At 64.7% G+C, this 18072-nt stretch carries 13 protein-coding genes; 3 read left to right on the top strand and 10 right to left on the bottom strand.

Annotated features, from left to right (window positions below; all coding sequences use genetic code 11):
* Positions 1 to 148: 148 nt before the first annotated feature.
* The 5 genes from AC1D0P_RS09135 to mdlC form a co-directional block, all read right to left on the bottom strand.
* Positions 149 to 1918 carry an FAD-dependent oxidoreductase gene (locus tag AC1D0P_RS09135; RefSeq protein ID WP_477676443.1) on the bottom strand — a complete coding sequence of 590 codons (1770 nt, stop codon included), beginning with the start codon at positions 1916 to 1918 and terminating at the stop codon, positions 149 to 151.
* A gap of 88 nt (positions 1919 to 2006) precedes the next feature.
* Entirely contained in the window at positions 2007 to 2498 is a 492-nt protein-coding gene (locus AC1D0P_RS09130) for a MarR family winged helix-turn-helix transcriptional regulator (RefSeq protein WP_477676442.1), read from the bottom strand.
* Positions 2499 to 2694: 196 nt separating this feature from the next.
* On the bottom strand, positions 2695 to 3660 hold the full coding sequence (locus AC1D0P_RS09125) for a Bug family tripartite tricarboxylate transporter substrate binding protein (protein WP_477676441.1): 966 nt from the start codon (positions 3658 to 3660) through the stop codon (positions 2695 to 2697).
* Between the two features lie 17 nt (positions 3661 to 3677).
* A complete protein-coding gene (locus tag AC1D0P_RS09120) occupies positions 3678 to 5129 on the bottom strand; it encodes an aldehyde dehydrogenase (protein WP_477676440.1) in 1452 nt (483 codons plus the stop codon).
* Between the two features lie 43 nt (positions 5130 to 5172).
* Complete coding sequence (mdlC, locus tag AC1D0P_RS09115) at positions 5173 to 6804, bottom strand: benzoylformate decarboxylase (RefSeq protein ID WP_477676439.1); 1632 nt, start codon at positions 6802 to 6804, stop codon at positions 5173 to 5175.
* Between the two features lie 87 nt (positions 6805 to 6891).
* Between mdlC and AC1D0P_RS09110 the strand changes: the two genes are divergently transcribed.
* A complete protein-coding gene (locus AC1D0P_RS09110) occupies positions 6892 to 7797 on the top strand; it encodes a LysR family transcriptional regulator (RefSeq protein WP_477676438.1) in 906 nt (301 codons plus the stop codon).
* 442 nt (positions 7798 to 8239) lie between these two features.
* Here AC1D0P_RS09110 and glmS read toward each other — a convergent pair whose 3' ends face one another.
* Positions 8240 to 10090 carry a glutamine--fructose-6-phosphate transaminase (isomerizing) gene (gene glmS / locus AC1D0P_RS09105; RefSeq protein WP_477676437.1) on the bottom strand — a complete coding sequence of 617 codons (1851 nt, stop codon included), beginning with the start codon at positions 10088 to 10090 and terminating at the stop codon, positions 8240 to 8242.
* 134 nt (positions 10091 to 10224) lie between these two features.
* Here glmS and AC1D0P_RS09100 point away from each other — a divergent pair, with 134 nt between their 5' ends.
* Positions 10225 to 10710, top strand: a complete 486-nt coding sequence (locus AC1D0P_RS09100) for an Lrp/AsnC family transcriptional regulator (protein ID WP_477676436.1) — start codon at positions 10225 to 10227, stop codon at positions 10708 to 10710.
* Here AC1D0P_RS09100 and AC1D0P_RS09095 read toward each other — a convergent pair.
* The 4 genes from AC1D0P_RS09095 to AC1D0P_RS09080 all read right to left on the bottom strand — a co-directional run bounded on the left by AC1D0P_RS09095 (position 10707) and on the right by AC1D0P_RS09080 (position 16652).
* A complete protein-coding gene (locus tag AC1D0P_RS09095) occupies positions 10707 to 11363 on the bottom strand; it encodes an FABP family protein (RefSeq protein WP_477676435.1) in 657 nt (218 codons plus the stop codon). The two genes, AC1D0P_RS09100 and AC1D0P_RS09095, sit on opposite strands and share 4 nt — an antisense overlap.
* 28 nt (positions 11364 to 11391) lie before the next feature.
* Positions 11392 to 12828 (bottom strand): DUF3999 domain-containing protein, encoded by a 1437-nt coding sequence (locus AC1D0P_RS09090; RefSeq protein ID WP_477676434.1) that lies wholly within the window; start codon positions 12826 to 12828, stop codon positions 11392 to 11394.
* Positions 12825 to 15782, bottom strand: coding sequence for a DUF2339 domain-containing protein (locus tag AC1D0P_RS09085; RefSeq protein ID WP_477676433.1), 2958 nt, complete (start codon positions 15780 to 15782; stop codon positions 12825 to 12827). The genes AC1D0P_RS09090 and AC1D0P_RS09085 overlap by 4 nt, the downstream gene beginning before the upstream one ends.
* Positions 15783 to 15872: 90 nt before the next feature.
* On the bottom strand, positions 15873 to 16652 hold the full coding sequence (locus tag AC1D0P_RS09080) for a LysR family transcriptional regulator (RefSeq protein ID WP_477676432.1): 780 nt from the start codon (positions 16650 to 16652) through the stop codon (positions 15873 to 15875).
* Positions 16653 to 16768: 116 nt separating this feature from the next.
* Here AC1D0P_RS09080 and AC1D0P_RS09075 point away from each other — a divergent pair, with 116 nt between their 5' ends.
* Positions 16769 to 17731, top strand: coding sequence for a DMT family transporter (locus tag AC1D0P_RS09075; protein ID WP_477676431.1), 963 nt, complete (start codon positions 16769 to 16771; stop codon positions 17729 to 17731).
* The last annotated feature ends 341 nt before the right edge of the window (positions 17732 to 18072 follow it).

Genomic DNA, 18072 nt, shown 5'->3' with positions numbered 1-18072 from the left:
CGCCCGACATCGGAGCGACCACACCCACCTTGATGGGTTCTTGCGCCGAAGCCACGAGAGATGAGGCCGCCAGTGCAATGCCCACCGAAAAATTTATCCAAACTCCTGGTTTCATGTTGTCTCCTTAGTTATTGGAACGTTGAATAGCTCACGACATCGATTTCGACTGCGATTCATCAGCCTCACTCGAGGCGCCTTCCGAGCAGAGAGTTGCGTCGTCGGGGCTAGCGGCCGTTGGTGGAACTCCCAGCAATTTCATGTAGATCGCTTTCGCGTCTACTGCGCTGTCGCCTCGCCATGCCACGATCTGATCAGGGCGCACAAGAACCAGGTCTGCTCCGTAGATTTCTCTTGCGACGCCATCGCGAAGTTCAAGAACCGTCAAAGGTAATGAGCGCTCTTTCGCCGCGTCCACGAGGGGCAGCGCGCTATCACGCTCGCCGCCAAGGCACAGAAGCGTCCACTCGAAGCCAAATCGGTCGTAGATCGATTCCGAGTCGCTCAGCCAGATGTGCGGCGCGCGGCCTCCGGGGCAAGCCGTCGGCACGTAGCTATTCGCGGCATCGGGTGGAGGCTGGGTGCCATCAGGGAAGATGGCTGCAGAACCGTCATAGCGTCCGCCGAAAGTAACCCCTGGGATGTTGAACTCCAGTCGACCATGCTTGGCCAGGTATTCGCCTGCGCGCGTTCTCGCCTCGATCGCCTCAATGCCATCGCCCTCGATACCCTCTTCAGGCTCGAACAGGCCGAGCGAATCGGCAAAGCCTTTGGCGTAGCYGGTGTTGCGAATTGCGACAGGACGGCGCTCCTGCTCATAAGTGGAAAGCAGGGTTTCCGAGGCAAATCCGTGGATCACGGCGGACAGCTTCCAACCCAGATTCACAGCATCTTCAACTGCCGTGTTGTAGCCAAGGCCGCCTGTGGGCGTAAACAGATGAGCGGCATCTCCACCGATGAAGACGCGGCCTTGCTGGAATTTTTCGGCAACCAGGCAATGGCCGGCCGTCCAGGTACCCCGCGAGAGAATCTCCACAGGAACTTCAGCGCCGACTGCGGCCTGAAACATTGCACGCGCGTCATCTTCGGTGACATCCTCTTCCCGCTCACCCGGGCGGAGCTGCGTATGAAACGCAAATTCACCTCGTCCGTCAACGGCGGCCATAAAAGCCCGCCTGTCACGGTTGAAACTGACATTCATCCAGGCCGGCGCATGAGGCACGACATCGTAAAAGGCAAGTGATCGCGCGTAGATCGCATACATCCGCCCCCCCATGAAATCGCGCTGCACACCCGTTTCTCCGACATAACGCCAATCCATCCCCTGGCGAACCGTACTGCGCGGCCCATCGGCTCCGACGAGATATCCAGCACGAACGCTGCATCGCTTTCCGTCCGAGACACGCTCGATGTCGGCCTCAACATGGCCACCCTCATCCCGAAACGAAACAAGACGCCAACCGTAGTTCACTGAGATCCCGGGCAGCACCTCGGCGTGTCGCCGCAACACCGCCTCCACGAACTTCTGCGAAATGCGGTGGGGAAGCTCCGCTGCGCTCCAGGAGCCGCTCATGGAGGCTACTTTTTCTTTCGCTTCACGTGCCGACGGGAGGCGAAATCTTGCCAATTCATGCTTGGCATAGCGAGTGAAGTAGGCAATGTCGGTGGGGAAATCCACAGGCAGCCCAAGAGCGCGCACTTCGTCCGCAAACCCAAGACGACGGAAGTGCTCCATCGTGCGAGCCTGAGTGGCATTTGCCTGGGGATTGAATGCCGTGCTGGGCTTGTCGTCGATAAGTACCGCGCTCACTCCGCGGCGCCCAAGCTCGTTGGCAAGCATCAGGCCGCAGGGCCCACCGCCGACGATGATGACATCCGCCCGAGACGGGACAACAGAGGAGTCAGAGTTTTTTGAGTGCATGCCATATTGTCAGGTAAACCTGACTATTTAGGCAACAAGCAACTCTTAGGTGCTTACCCTAGGGGCACTCGCCCGCGCGAATCATCTTCTATTCTTCAGGTGGACCGTACCAGCGCAACGCCACCTTGACGGCTCGCAAGGAGTCGGCTCCGATGTTGTGAGCCATTTCCTTTTCCGCCTGGCGAACCGCATCGCGGAAATCTTCCAACCAGACCAGTCCTTGAGATGTGAAGTACACAATGCGCGCACGCCCATCCAAGGGATCGAGTTTTCGAGCCACTATTCCCAGAGTCTCCAACTGGGCGACGAGTTCACTCATAGACTGCTTCGTTACAGCAGCGCGCTGAGCCATATCCGTAAGGCGCGTACCTTCAATATCCAGGTGACGGGTTGCATTGATGTGCATGGCCGTGCTTTCGGTATGTCCAGCTTCGGCAAGCAGTTCGATGACGCGTGCTTCGAAATGCCTCAAGGCGTTGCTTAAAAGACGGCCGATGTTTCCGTGCCGCCAGCGGTCGTCAACGTCGACGGGCTTCTGGGTTTTTAGGGCTCTGTTGGATGGGGCGGCTTCCCGAGTCATGGTGACGATTGCAAAGTTGGAATTCCTCAGGATACGACATTGCCTTGCGGAGTCAAAGCATTGAGTCTTAAAACGTTTCACAGAAACGATAGTTCAACCATTGAAGCGGTGTTCCGTCGTGGAACTAGATTTCATGCATGGTTGCGCACGATGCGACGGCCGAAGGTCGCATGACATCAGCAGCCGGCCATCGCCGTCAGTCGCCTTGTATCTTGCGGTCGCGAATCAGCTTGCCGAAGYGCTTGGAGTCTTCCGCGCCCTTGCGCCCGAACTCCGCAGGCTTGAGCGGCAGTGCCACGTTGCCGATGGCAAGAATGCGCTCCTTGGTCGCCGCCTGGTTCAGCACACGATTGACTTCGGTATTGACACGGTCGATCACGGCCTGCGGCGTGCCCGTGGGTGCGTAGAGGCCGAACACCGCATCTGCATCAAAACCCTTGAGCCCCAGTTCGTTGAGGGTGGGCACCTCGGGCACCTGGGGCGCGCGCTGCGGACTGCCGACCGCCAGCATGCGCAGCTTGCCGGTCTTGACATGCTGCAGCGCGATACCGGGGTCAAACAGGAAGTCGATCTGCCCGCCCAAGAGATCGGTCAATGCCGGTGCAGCGCCGCGGTAGGGAACGTGCACGGCGAAAGTCCCCGTCTCGCTCTTCATCATCTCGGTGGCCAGGTGCGGCGAGCTGCCATTGCCGGGCGAACCGAAAGCGCGTTGGCCGGGGTGGGCTTTGAGATCGGCGATCAAACCCTTGAAATCCTTGACCGGGCTGTCGGCACGCACCACGAGATAGAAGGGAACACGGGCGACCGAGGCCACTGGCACCAGGTCCTTGGCCGGATCGAAGGTCATCTTGGCGTACAGGTGCGGATTGATGGACACCGTGCCGCCGGAAGCCATGAGCAGGGTGTAGCCGTCGGCCGGCGACCTGACGACGGACTCGGCGCCCAGGTTGCCGCCCGCGCCGCCCTTGTTCTCTACCAGGACCGGCTGGCCCAGCGCTTCGTGCAGCGGCGGGGCGATCAGCCTGGCCAGCTGGTCGGCCGCGCCGCCAGGCGCAAAGTTGACGACGATCTTGATCGGCTTGTTTGGCCAGTTCTGGGCGTGTGCGAGCGAACCCATACACAGGCCGGTCGCCAGCAGGAGGGTTGTGAGCAGTGTTTTCATTGTGGGTGTCTCCTGCATCAAAACGGGTAGTGGCGGGCGGTGGTTTGCACCGTGATCCAACGCAGCTCGGTGAACGCATCGATGCCGGCGCGGCCGCCAAAACGGCCGTAACCCGAATCCTTGACACCACCGAAGGGCATCTGGGCCTCGTCGTGCACGGTGGGCCCGTTGACGTGGCAGATACCCGAGTCGATACGGTTGGCCACCTCCCAGGCGCGCGCGATGTCACGCCCGAACACTGCGGCCGACAGGCCGTAGTGGTTGTCGTTGGCCACCCGCACGGCTTCTTCCACGCCATCGACACGCACGATGGGTTTCACCGGACCAAAGCTCTCGTCGTGGTAGATGCGCATCTCGGACGTCACATGGTCAAGCAGGGTCGCGGGCATCAAGGTGTTCTCTGCCTTGCCGCCGCAGACCAGTGTGGCGCCTTTCGCGAGGGCATCGTCGATCAACGCATTACAGCGTTCTACCGTGCTGGCGTCGACCACCGAACCCAGCACCACCGGCCCCTTGCGAGGATCCCCCAGCGGTAGCTTCACCGCCTTCGCGGCAAGCCGTTCCACAAAGGCACCGGCGATGCGCTTGTCGACCACGATGCGCTCGGTGCTCATGCAGATCTGGCCGCTGTTGGCAAAGGCGCCGAAGGCCGCGGCGTTGACTGCGGCATCGAGGTCGGCGTCGTCCAGAATCACCAGCGGGGCTTTGCCCCCCAGCTCGAGAACCACCGGCTTGAGGTATTTGGCGCAGGTCGCCGCAATCATCTTGCCGACCCGCGTCGATCCGGTGAAATTCACGCGGCGCAAGGCCGGATGGGCAATGATGGCTTCCACCACCGCCGGCGCATCAGCCGGTGCGTTGGTGATGAAGTTGACGACGCCCGGAGGAAAACCCGCTTCCTTGAACACATCAACAATCAGGCCGTGTGTGGCGGGGCTCAGTTCCGAGCCCTTGAATACCACCGTGTTACCGCAGGCCAGTGGCGTCGCGATGGCGCGCACGCCCAGGATGACCGGTGCGTTCCAGGGCGCGATGCCCAGCACCACGCCGGCCGGGCGGCGCACGGCCAGCGCCAGGCTGCCGGGCACGTCGGAGGGGATGACTTCCCCGCTGATCTGCGTGGTGAGGCCGGCCGCTTCCTGCAGCATGCCCACGGCCAGGTGCACGTTAAAGCCTGCCCAGGGGGCGGCCGCACCAGTTTCCGCGGCCATGGCCGTCGTCAGTTGCTGCGCTTTGGCTTCCAGCGCGTGCGCCGCCTTCAGCAGCAGTGCGCGGCGCTCGCCTGGGCCGGTGCGCGACCAGGTCTGGAACGCGGTGGCGGCGGCGTCAACCGCCGCGGTCGCGTCAGCCGCCGTGGCCGCGGGTGCGATGGTCGCCACCGTGCCGTCGAGCGGATTGCGGCGCTCGAATGTGGCGCCGCTGCTTGCCTGGCGCGCCTCGCCGTTGATCAGCATTGATATTTTGCTCATGTCTTTTGCCTCCTTGTTTCTGGAATTGTGTTTGTTGTTTGTCTCAGGCAATTTCGACTTCGACCAGCATAGTCTCGCCGGACTGCAAAGCCTGTTCGAGTGCCGGGCGAAGCTGGTCGGCGCGCGCTACGCGAAGCCCGCGAACGCCCTGGGCCGCGGCCAGACCAACAAAGTCAAGGTCGGGAAGCTCGGTGCCCGGAACGGGTTCATCGGATCGATAGCCGAAGATGCGCGCGAAGTCGTGCAGCGCAGCATAACGGCGGTTATTCAGGATCACGATGGTCATGGCCAGGCCGAGCTGCGCAGCGCTCCACAGCGCCTGGATCGCGTACATCGCGGAGCCGTCCCCCACCAGCGCGATGACGCGGGCGCCCGGCTTGCCCATGGCAATGCCGACCGACGCGGGCAAGCCCCAGCCCAATCCTCCGCTGCACATGGTGTAAAAAGTTTCCGACTCGAAAATCGGCAGATGACCGTGCATGACGGGCCGCGCACTGGGCGCCTCTTCAACGATGATGCTGTCGCGCGGACGCACATCGGTGAGCGTCTGCAACACCCATGCCACCGGCAGGCGCTCACCCGGCGAAGGCTCGGGCACGCGCGCGGGCCGCGCATGCACCGGTGGCGCGGCCCTGGGCGCGAGCGCGGGGCGGTCCAGCAGGTCCAGCAAGCCAAGCCGGATGCTGCCGACCACCGAGGTTCCCGTCGGCGCCCAGGCGGCGACCTGGGGGTCTTCGGTCAACTGCACAAGCCGGGCTCCGTCGGGCAAGTGCGCGCCCCCGGCTCCCTCGATGTGATAGGTGAATGCCGGCGCTCCAAGGGCGAACACCAGGTCGTGGCCGGCCAGCCGCTCAACGATTCGCTCACGCATCGCCGGCAGGAAACCGGCCCACAGCGGATGATCTTCCGGGAAGCTGCAACGCCCGGACATGGGTGCGACATACACGCGCGCGTTGTGGCGCTCCGCCAGCTTGACCGCCTCGTTCCAGGCGCCGTCGCGGTCGACCGACGCGCCGACCACAATTGCCGGTGCACGGGCGGCGTCCAGCGCGTCGCCAATTTTGGCTAGGAGACCGGGCTCGGGGCGCAGGTAACGGCTGACTTCGCGCGCGTCGACCGGCAGCGTCTTCACGGCCCAGTCATCCGAGGGGACCGACACCAGCACCGGCCCGCATGGCGGCGTCATGGCGATGTAATAAGCGCGCGCGATCGCCAAGGGCACATCCTCTGCGCGTGCAGGCTCAACACTCCACTTCACGTACGGCTTCGGAAGCTCGGCGGCCTGCATGGACCCGAGAAAAGGATCGAAGGGCAGGATGGAACGCGCCTGCTGGCCGGCTGTGATCACCAGTGGCGTGCGGTTGCGAAAGGCGGTGAAGATATTGCCCATCGCGTGGCCTACACCCGCGGCCGAGTGCAGGTTCACGAAGGCCGCGTTGCGCGTCGCCTGCGCATATCCGTCGGCCATGCCCAGCACGACGCATTCCTGCAACGCCAGCACGTAGTGGAAGTCGTCCGGGAAGTCCATGAACATGGGAAGCTCAGTCGAACCGGGATTTCCGAAGATGGACGTCATGCCGAACGAGCGCAGCAAGCGGAACACCGCCTCGCGAACCGTCAYCTGCTCCGTCACTTCGTCCTGGCCTGGCACAGCAGGCGCGACACGTTGATCCATCGATGTCTCCAACTTGAAAGAAGCCAAGTCTCGCAAGGGCGGTTACATGCGTCAATGCAATGAACCGTATACCGTAAAATCCACAAAATGCATATTGACCAGCTCGACATGAACCTGCTTCGGCTCTTCGAAGCGGTTTATCGGCTGGGCAGCGTCAGCCGCGCGGCGGATGCCCTGGGCCTCTCGCAACCCGCGGCCAGCCAGGGCTTGACGCGACTGCGGCTCGCGCTCGGCGACGCCTTGTTTGTCCGCACCGGCGGAAGCATGCGTCCGACGCTGCGCGCCGAACGCCTGGCCAGCGTGGTCCAGCCGGCGATCGCGTCTATCCAGGACGTACTCAGGGATGACGATGCATTCAATCCCTCCCGCTCGACCATGACGCTGCGCCTGCACATGAGCGACATCGGCGAGGCCCGGCTGCTGCCCGAGCTGGTGGCCGCGCTGCACCGTGAAGCGCCGGGCATACGCGTACAGACAGCACCGCTGCCCCACGCCCAGATCGCCGATGCGCTCGAGACCGGCGCCATCCACTTTGCCTTGGGGTTCCTGCCCTCCGTCAGCGGGACGGAGCGGATGGAATTGCTAACCGACCGCTACGCAGTCCTGGTGCGCGCGGGTCATCCGCTGCTCGCGGCGAAGCAAAAACCACCCAAGGTGAAGGACCTGCGCCGGCTGGAGTTCGTCGCCGTGCGCTCGCACGCCGAGACTTTCCGCATCCTCCAGGAACTCGGGTTGGACAGCAGGCTAGTGTTGACGTCCGAACACTTTCTAGCACTGCCCGCGATCATTGAGCGCACGGACCTCGCGGTGGTGATGCCGCGCGCCATCGCGCTGAGATTCGTAAATACCGAACGCTACGCCTTGCTGTCGAACACCTTGCCGCGCAGCACCTTCACCGTATCACTGCACTGGAGCCGCCGGTTCAACCTCGATCCGGCTCATCAATGGCTGCGGCGTCTGTTTGTGGAGCTCTTCACAGGCGATCCGCCATGAAATATTTAGTCTCGCGCGGTGGCAAGCTACCTGCTGGACGTCAAAGCGTATCAGCTCATCCTCCCCCTCTGGTCCAGTCCATGGGGTCCACTTCATAGGCGGGTCAGATTTCGATGAAATTCAACACCCCAAACCGATAAACCTGGCTGCTTCGCCGGCGGTATTGCATGCCGCCCAAATCCGTCACTCGACAGTGACGAATTTAGCCAAGTTTCTTGGCGTGTGTGGCCACGTAACTTCGCTACGCGAAGTGAGCGTCCCCCAAAACCCGCAGTGCGCTCACGCGCACCTGTGACCGTCATTCGACGGTCACAGACTTTGCCAAGTTGCGGGGAGGGGGAGGGTTTGTGTGGCCACGTAACTTCGCTGCGCGAAGTGAGTGTCCCCCAAACCAAGAAACCTGGTGGCTTCGCCGACGGCACTTCGTGCCGTCCCAAATCCGTCACTCTACGGTGACGGACTTGGCCAGGTTTCTCGGTTTGTCCACATCCGTCCCGCGCGCCACAGCCGTGTGATACGCCAGCAGCTGCAGCGGCACCACGTGCAACAGCGGGCTCAGCGCGCCGTAGTGTTCGGGCATGCGGATCACGTGCAGGCCTTCGCTGCTTTCGATGTGGCTGTCGGCGTCTGCCAGCACGTAGAGGACGCCGCCGCGGGCGCGGACTTCCTGCATATTGCTTTTGAGTTTTTCGAGCAGTGCGTCGTTGGGTGCGACGGTGACGACGGGCATCTCGCTGGTGACCAGGGCCAGGGGGCCGTGTTTGAGTTCACCGGCGGGATAGGCCTCGGCGTGGATGTAGCTGATTTCCTTGAGCTTGAGCGCGCCTTCCAGCGCGATGGGGTAATGCAGGCCGCGGCCGAGGAAGAGCGCGTTTTCCATTTTGGCGAAGTCTTCGGCCCAGCTGATGACTTGGGGCTCGAGCGCCAGCACGGCTTGCAGGGCGGCGGGCAGGTGGCGCATGGCTTTGAGGTGGCCGGCTTCTTCTTCCTCGCTGAGCTTGCCTTTGCTTTGGGCCAGGGCCAGTGTGAGCAAAAACAGGCCGGCGAGCTGGGTGGTGAAGGCCTTGGTGGAGGCGACACCGATCTCGACGCCGGCGCGTGTGATGTAGGCGAGCTTGCATTCGCGCACCATGGCCGAGGTGGAGACGTTGCAGATGGTCAGGGTCTGCGTCATGCCCAGGCTTTGCGCGTGGCGCAGCGCGGCCAGCGTGTCTGCCGTTTCGCCGCTCTGGGTGATGGTGACGACCAGCGTCTTGGGATTGGGCACCGAGCTGCGGTAGCGGTATTCGCTGGCGACCTCGACCTGCGTCGGGATGCCGGCAATCGCTTCAAGCCAGTACTTGGCGGCGCAACCGCTGTAATAACTGGTGCCGCAGGCGAGGATGAGGACGGAGTCGATCTCTTTGAAGACGCGGAAGGCCTGGTCGCCGAAGAGTTCGGGCACTATGCCTTCGACGCCTTCGAGCGTGTCGGCGATGGCGCGCGGCTGCTCAAAGATTTCTTTCTGCATGTAGTGGCGGTAAGGGCCGAGTTCGGCGGCGCCGCTGTGGGCCTGCACGGTCTTGACCTCGCGCTGGGCGGGCTTGCCGTCCTTGCCGGCGATCCAGTATTTGCCGAGCTGGATGTCGACCATGTCGCCTTCTTCAAGGTAGACGATCTGATCGGTCACACCGGCCAGGGCCATGGCGTCGCTGGCCAGGAAGTTCTCTGTCTTGTCCTTGCCGACGCCGAGGATCAGCGGCGAACCTGCGCGCGCGCCGACGACGCGGTGCGGCTCGTCCTTGCAGAAGGCGGCGATGGCATACGCGCCATGCAGCTGCGCGACGGTGGCCTTGAGGGCTTCGAACAAATCGCCGTCATACAGGCTGTCCATCAGGTGCACGATGACTTCGGTGTCGGTCTGGCTCTCGAAGACGTAGCCTTTGGCCTTCAGGCCGGCGCGCAACTCTTCGTAGTTCTCGATGATGCCGTTGTGCACCAGCGCCATCTTGCCGGGTTTGGCTTGCGATGCGGCGCCGCTGCCGTGGCTGAAGTGTGGGTGGGCGTTGTGCACGACGGGTGCGCCATGGGTGGCCCAGCGGGTGTGGGCGATGCCGGTGGCGCCTTCGAGTTTGTCGCTGGCGACCTGTTCCTGCAGTTCGGCCACGCGTGAGGTGCTGCGTGCGCGCTTGAGGCCGCCGTTGTAGACGGCGACGCCGCAGGAGTCATACCCGCGGTATTCAAGGCGCTGCAAACCCTGCACCAGGATGGGAACGATATTTCGGGTCGAAACGGAAGCAACGATGCCGCACATGGAGGTCTCCTGAAAAAACAATGAGCTGATGCTACGTGCTTGCTATTTTGTTATGTGATTGATTTTTCTTGATTTATGGAATTTAATTTCACCATCTTCTGATGGTTGAATTTAATTTCATTTAAAGTCTATTTATGGAACAAATATCTCTCGACGAGACAGACCTCAAGCTGCTCGACAGCCTGCAGACCGATGCTTCGCTGAGCAACCAGGCGCTGGCCGAGCACGTCCACATCTCGCCGCCGACCTGTTTGCGCCGCGTCAAGCGCCTGCGCGATGCTGGGCTGGTGGAGCGCGACGTGGCGCTGCTCAACGTCGACAAGCTGGCCGCCGTCACCGGCCATGGGCTGACGGCGCTGGTGGAGATCACGCTGGAGCGCCAGGGCGCCGAGCAGCAGGAAGCGTTCGAGACGCGCGTGGTGCTCGATGAGGCGGTGCAGCAGTGCTACCGCGTCTCGCCGGGGCCGGACTTCATGCTGGTGGTGCACGTGGCCGACATGCCGCGCTACCTGGCGCTGGCGCAGCGGCTGTTTACCAGCGATGCGAACGTGCGCAACGTAAAGGCTTTTTTCAGCACGCGGCGCGCGAAGTTTGAGCCGCGGGTATTGCTGGCGCCCTAGGCAGTGCCGCCTTGCGCTTGCGCTAGCGCCTTGGGATTCAGTGCGGGCTCGCCGACCTTGACCAGCGTGTTGCGGTCGGTGTGGTCGAAGGGCTGGTCGCGGCCCTCAATCTGCAGCATCGTGGTCTGGAAGTAGGACCAGCTGCCGTCGGCATTGAGCGTGACCGCTATGCGCCAGGACAGCGTCGTGAAAGCATGCTCGATGAACGGGTTGGACACGATGCCATTGGTCAGGCTGCCGCGCTCAGAAATCAGCTCGAACTGCGTCGCATCGGCGGCGACCTTGCCGCTGGCCATGGCGACCTGGCCGCGCGGGATCGCGAGCGTGTGATAGATGGTGCTGGTGGCCGGCTCCCACAGCCAGTAGCCGACCTGGTCATGGTAAGTCTTGGTGAAGCCGGGTTTGTGGATGAAGGTGTGGTAGCGCAAACCGTACAGCGCCTGCGGGCCATTGGTTTGCGCGTCTATGGGGTGCAACTCATAGCGCTCGATATAGGCCTGCGTCTTGGTGCCGGTAACCACGGGTTTGACGTCGGCGCCGCGCGCGCCTTCCCAGATGCCGGCCATGGCGCGCAAGGGGCCCAGGTTGGCGAGGGTGTCCGGGTCGACCTCGGGCTCGGTATAGATGTCTTTGGGGAAGGCGTCGGTGCTCATGATGTCATTCCAGCAAATCGAAGGTGAATCAGTCCGCTTTTTTGGTTTGTTTAAGCAGGCCCCATGCCATGCCGGCCAGCGCCAGCACACCGAGCAGCAGGATGCCCCACAACACCAGGCTGCGCGTGGGCAGGCCGTCGCCCTGCGGCGAGCCGGCCACCAACGGGCCGGCCAGGCCGCCGCCGGTGACGTCCGCTTTGGCCACATCGGCCTGCGCCAGAGGCAGTGCGTTTTCCTGTGAGGCCTGGTAGTTGGGAATCAGGCTGGCCATGGGCAGAAAGGCGGCCGCGGCGCCCTTCTGGCCTGCCGCCAGCGTGAAAGGGCCCTGCCCGCTGGCCAGGAACACCAGTTGCGCGGGCTCGAACTGCAGCGTGATCTCGGGTGCGGCGGCAAAGCCTGGTGTCTTGGCGTCGGCTTCTATCTTCACTTCACGCACCGAAGCGCCCTGCAAATCGACCGGGCCGCTGGCCTGCTCCTTGCCGGCCGCGCCGAGGCGGTAGACCACCGAACTGGCCAGCAAGGCCCAGGGTTGCTCGCGATGGTTGCGGCCCAGCACGCGGATGGGCACCAGCACGTTGCTGCCTTGCGGCGTGATCCTGAGCGCGGCCACCGGCGTGGCAAACGGCAAGGCAAAACTCAGCTCGTGCGCGTTGGTCAATGCGGGCGTCGCCATGGTCACGCTGACGCGCTGACGCACTGCCGTGCTTTGGGAAGTGAGCAGCGTCGCGCCGCGCACGGTGACGGCGGCGGCGCCCCAGCTGATGCGCAGGTAGTGGTCCCTGAGGTCCGCCATGGACAGATCAAGCCGGGTATCGCCCAGGCTGGCGGCCGAGGCCGAAGCATCCGCGCGGTAAAGCACGGTGTCAGCCAGCGGGCGCCAGTTCTTGAGATCCTTGCTGGCCTGCACATTAAAAGTGACGGGCTGGCCGACAGGCAGGTCGGCGTCCAGCGTCATGCTGGCCACGGGCTCCTTGAGCTTGCGCGCATCGAGCAGCGCGCCCAGCACTTTTTGCGGCGCGGCGGCCGAAGCGGTGGTGCTGGTGCCAGTGGTGTTGAGTTGCACCACACGTTTACCCTGGCGCTCTTCGATGCGCAGCGACAAACCTTCGAGCCCCGCAGCGGCGGCGCCCTCGGCGCCCAGGATGGGATAGGCGGGCAGCTTGACGCTGTGCTCCTGCGTGGAGGTCGGCGTGGGCACGCTGGCCAGCGCCATGGGCACGGGCTGGCCGGCGGCGTTGAAGATGCGCAGGTCGGCATAGGCCGGGCTTTGCAGCCGCACCAGCGCCTCGGCCGGCAGCAGCAGGCGCTGCAGCGGCGCGTCGGGCGCGGGCGTGACGGGGATGCGCACGGCATAGGACTTGGCGTTGGCGGCGTCTGGCGCATCGGCGGCCAGCACCGGCAGCGGCGCGGCCAGGCCGGCCGACAGCGCGAGCATCAAGAACCGGGCGTACTCGAACTTCTTCATGGCAGGGCCTCTTCTTTCAGGTCAGGGGCATTGGGGGCCGCGGCGGCCTGCGCCTTGGGCGGCAGCGGCGCGAAGTAGCCGACCACCAGCATCAGCACGCCGACCACGATGAAGGCGATGATGCGTTCGGCGCCGCCGGCGTTCGACAAATCAATCAGCAGCAGCTTGACGACCACCAGGCCCAGCAGGCCCGCGCCCACCAGCCACAGCGGCCGCTGCACGCGGCGGTGCGCCAGCACCATCAGGCTCAGCGCCAGCAGCGTCCACAGGATCGCGTAGCCGGTCTGCACCACAAAGCTGGCGAACAGCGCCTCGGCATCCCAGCGGACACCGAAGAAATGGTGGGCGATGCGCAGCCAGACGGTGTTGACCGCGATGAACACCAGCAGGGCCAGCGCCACCAGCGCATTGCGGCCGGTGGCCCAGGCCGAGCCGGCAGGCGCCGGCGCGGCCGTCACCAGCACACGGCGCCAGAACACCAGCCCACCCAGCGCGAGCGCCAGGGTCAGGTCGGTGGGGTTGAGCAGCGGGATGTAAGGCAGGGGCGCGGTGTGGCCCGAGGAGTGGATAGCCGCGGCCAGCGTTCCCCAGAAAACCAGCACCGCCAGCGGCAGGGCCGCCAGCCAGTAGTAGGCCTGCGCATGCGGGTTCAGCGGCCAGGCGAAAGCCTGGCGCTGCGCCTGCCGGTTGGCCTTGCCGGCCCAGGTGGCCAGCAGCATGAGCACGGCGATGGCGCTGACCAGCAGCACCACGCCGGCCCAGGAAGTGCGCCAGAGCTCGGCCTTGCCTATGCCCGACCACAGGCAGTCGGCCAGCAAGACCGTGACCAGCCAGGCACCCGCCGCATGCAGGAAGCCGAAGGGCGATACACGGCCCGCGCCGCCGGGCATAGCCGGGGCTTGGGCCAAGCGGTCGGTCTGCCGCAGCATCCAGTAATGCAGTACCAGTACCACCGGCCACACGGCCCAGGCCGGCGCGGCCAGCACGCGGTAGCCGGCGCCGGTCTGTGCGAGATAGCCCAGCGCCAGCACGGCGACGCTGACGCGCGCGGGCCAGGTCGCGACCGGCCACTGCTTCTTCAGGCCCAGCAGCATGGACAGGGCCATGCTGGCGACGACCGCCAGCATCATGAGCAGGCCGGTGGTGCGCTCGCTGAAGACATGCTGGGGCATGGCGTCGGCTTCCAGCGCCGGCACGCGGCGCGCGATCTCGAGCAACCAGCCCAGGCACCAGAAGAAAAAGCCGTAGAGGTACACGGGAACGGAAAGCCAGGACTCCACGCCCGCATAGGCCTTGGCCCAGGAAGACTCGCTGTGCGGCAGGGGCCGGCGCAGCCACCAGGCCAGTTGCAGCGCCGGCAAGGCGATCAGCATGGCGCCTATGAAGGCCGGGTTGCCAAAAGGAATGGCATACACGTGGTGGCCCAGGCCGCCGGTGGCACCGTCCAGCCCGCCCAGGAAAGCCATGGCCGCGACGCCCTGCAGTAGCAGGCCGAAGGCGCGCGGCATCCAGCGCGCCTGGCGCATGCCGACCCAGAAGGCGCCCGCGCCTTCGAGCGCCCAGACGGCCGAAGTCCATTGCGCATCGAGCGCCAGCGGCACAGCCAGCGTGGCAAAACCCACGCCCACGGCCATAAAGCATTCAATCAGCAGGCGGTAGCTGGCCAGCGCGCGCCGCGCCAGCAGCATGGCCGTGAACAGGTAGAGCGCGGCAAAGCCCAGCGCCGAGAAGGCCGCGCCCAGTTCCATGCCGCGCACCAGCCCAGCCTGCAGGCCGAAGCCCACGAGCGGCGTGCCGAAGACCAGCATGGTGTCGACCGCGTTGCCCAGCCGGGTCGGCGTGTTGCGCGCATACAGGATGGCGGTGAACAGGTAGATCAATACGAAACCGATGAGGAAAGGCTGGGCGCTGGCGTAGTTCTCGGGTACGTACTTGAGAATTCCCCAGGCCGTGGCCACGCCGAAGGTGGCGATGAAACCGACGACGTTGAGGATGCGCCAGGAACGCTTGTAGGCGATGAACAGGATGGCCAGGTTGAGCAGCGTGTAGTAGCTGAAGAGGCCCACGTGGCTGCCCTGCCCGGTCGACAGCAGCAGCGGCACGGCAAAGCCGCCGGCAAAGGCTGCCACCGCCAGCGCGCGCGAATTCTGCAGCAGCGCCAGTGCGCAGCTCAGGCCGCAGACGATGATCATCAGCGCGAAGGCCGGCAGCGGATCCAGCAGGCCGTAGAGACGGAAGGCCGCGAACACCGTGAGGTACATCACCGCGACGCCGGCGCCCTGCAGCGCGAGCGCGAAGCCGGGCTTGTCGGCCCGCTTGCGAAAACCCACGGCCAGCAGCGCGATGGCCGCCGCGCCTATGGCCGCGAGCCGGAACTCGACCGGGAACAGGCCGGCCGACGCGGCATAACGCGCGAGGAAAGACAGACCTATGAACAGGATAACCAGGCCCACGCGCACGATGGTGTTGCCGCCCAGGAACCAGTTTTTCGCGGCGAGCAGGGCCAGTTCCACCGGGTTGGGTTCGGCCGGTTTGTAGGCGGGCCGGGCGGTGGTGGCGGGCCTGGCGGGCGTAGCGGCAATTGTGGCGGGCTGCGTGCGCGGCAGGCCGTTGGGGGCCAGGTCAGGTACTTGCGCCGGCGCCGGTGCCGCTTCGTTGTCGGCGGCGCTGGCCGGTGCTGAGGCAACGGGCAGCGGACTGGTGTCTTCGAAATCCCTGGGTGCGGCGGCGTTTGGCGCACTTGCAGCGACAGGCGCGGCCGTCGCCTGGCGAGCGGCGGGCGCCACCGGTTGCGGCGCTTTTTTCCGCATGGCCTCCACTTCGGCCCGCACCGCCCAGCGCAGCGACAGGCCGGCAAAGAGGCCGAGGAAGGCCCCAAGGAAAATGCCGGCATCGCCATGGCCCGGCCAGAACCAGCCCAGGACGGCGCCCCACACAATGCTCCAGATGACCATGGTTTCAGCCCCCCCCTCTTTTATGAATGGGCTGATAGTACTTGATGGGGTCGGCGACGACGGCCGAGGGAAGAAGGCGGTATGCGCGTGTCAGGCGACGACAGGCACGGCGCGCGGCCTGGCCGGGACCTTGCCGGCCGCCGCGGTTTTTAACCTGCCCTGGTCCCGCGCGGTTTCCCAGAAGGCCCGCGCCAGCGGCGAAAGTTTGGCCACGTCCAGGCAGGCCAGGCCGACGGTGCGCGGCTGCGCGGGCAGCAGCGGCCGGTAGACCACGCCTTCGGGCGCATCGGGCAGCGCCAGCCGCGCGGCGACGGAGACCGCCAGGCCCCGCTGCACAAACTGCAGGATGGAGATGATTTGCGTGAAGTGGTAGAGCACCTTGGGCCGCGTGATGTTTTTTTGCAGGATGGGCACGATGACCGGGCCGCAGCCAGCCTCGGTCAGCACGAAGTCCAGGCCGCTGAGCGCGCTGATGGGCACGGCGGCGTGCGCGGCCAGCGCATGGCCGGCCGGCAGGATGGCGACGAACTCGTCCTGCACCAGCGGCAGCACCTCGAAGCGCTCGTCGGGCACCACGACGAAGCCTATGCGCAGCGTGCCGGTCTTCAGTTCCCGGGCGTCGCCGAGTTCCTGCGCCATGGTGGCGGCCAGCGCCGTCATTTCGCGGGCGCGCAGCAGCAAGCGCTCACCGGCGTCGGTCATCGAGACGCCCGAGGCATCGCGCAGCGCGAGCTTGACGCCGAACTCGGTCTCCAGCGCGCGCAGCGCGTGGCTGACGGCCGACTGGGTGGTGCCCAGGCGCATGGCCGCGCGCGAAAAGCTGCGGCATTCGTCCAGGGTGATCAGCACTTCGAGTTGGGCCAAGGTCATGGTGAAAGCCTGTTCATGAGTAAACGCTCATTTGATAGTGAGTGATTTAACAATTAATCTCATACACCAATCTACCTTATTTACGGTTTTCTCCCAACACCCGCCCCCAGCTCTCCATGACGACTGCCACCCCATCCGCCTCCGCCGCCCTGGCTTCCGCCGCGCCCCTTTCGCATCCCTCCAGCCCCACAGGCGGCAAGCTCTGGGGCCTGTACCTGCGCCTGACCTGCGTGCCGGTGCTCTGGGGCGGCACCTTCATCGCGGGGCGCGTGATCTCGGCCCAGCTGCCGCCGGCCACGGCCGGTTTTATCCGCTTTGTGTTCGCCACGCTGGCGCTGCTGGCGACCCTGCATTTCACCGAAGGCCTGCGCGCCATCACGCGCATCACGCGGCGCCAGCTGCTGGGCACCATGGCGCTGGGCGCGACCGGCATCTTTGCCTACAACCTGCTGTTCTTCACGGCCCTGTCGGTGCTGCCGGCCGGCCGCACCTCGCTGATCATCGCCCTCAACCCGGTGGTCACGCTGCTGATCGCCGCCGCGCTGCTGGGCGACCGGCTGTCGGCCACACGCTGGCTGGGCGTGGCGCTGGCCCTGCTGGGCGTGTGGGTGGTGGTGACGCGCGGCGACCTCTCGCAGATCATGCAGTCGCTGGGCAAGGGCGAACTCGCGATGTTCGGCGCGGTCTGTGCCTGGGCCGTCTACACCCTGGTGGGCCGCAAGCTGCTGCAAGGCCTGTCGCCCGTACTGGCCACGCTGTGGGCCGCGATCTGGGGCACACTGTTTTTAGGCCTGCTGGCGCTGCGCGACATCCCCCACGTGCATGCCGCATCGTTCACGCCCGAGGTCTGGGCCGGCCTGGTGTTCCTCGGCGTGCTCGGCACGGCCGTGGCCTTTGTCTGGTACTACGAGGGCCTGCGGCAGCTGGGGGCTGCGCGGACCGTGGTGTTCAACAACCTGGTGCCGGTGTTTGGGGTGCTGTTGGGGTGGTTGATTCTTGGTGAGCCCTTGAGCGTCAGCCTGCTTGCCGGCGGGGGGTTGGCGATATTTGGGGTGTTTTTGGTGAATCGGGTTAAGTAGATTTTTGCGCCGGATCTTGCGCCGGCTGTCCGCGCTCCCTCTGTGCTCTTTGCTGAGTTCTGCTGGCCGGGGATTGCCCGGCAGCAAGTAACTTTCTTTTGCTTCGCCAAAAGAAAGTCACCAAAGAAAAGGCGACCCGCAGTCTGGGTCCCCTACGCTGCGCTACGGGGCAACCTGCGGTGCTCGACTACGGCGGGGTCTCGCGCAAACTCGCTTCGCTCAGACAACGCGATCCCTAATCCGCCTGAACCTCCGCTCCTCGGCGCATCCACAAGGGGTGGGGAAGGAATACCAAACAGCCGAAGACAAATCCTGAATACAGAAAAACAAAAAGGACACGC

The organism is Polaromonas sp. P1_G2 (assembly GCF_056405515.1).
This window is presented reverse-complemented; position numbering and strand designations above follow the sequence as displayed.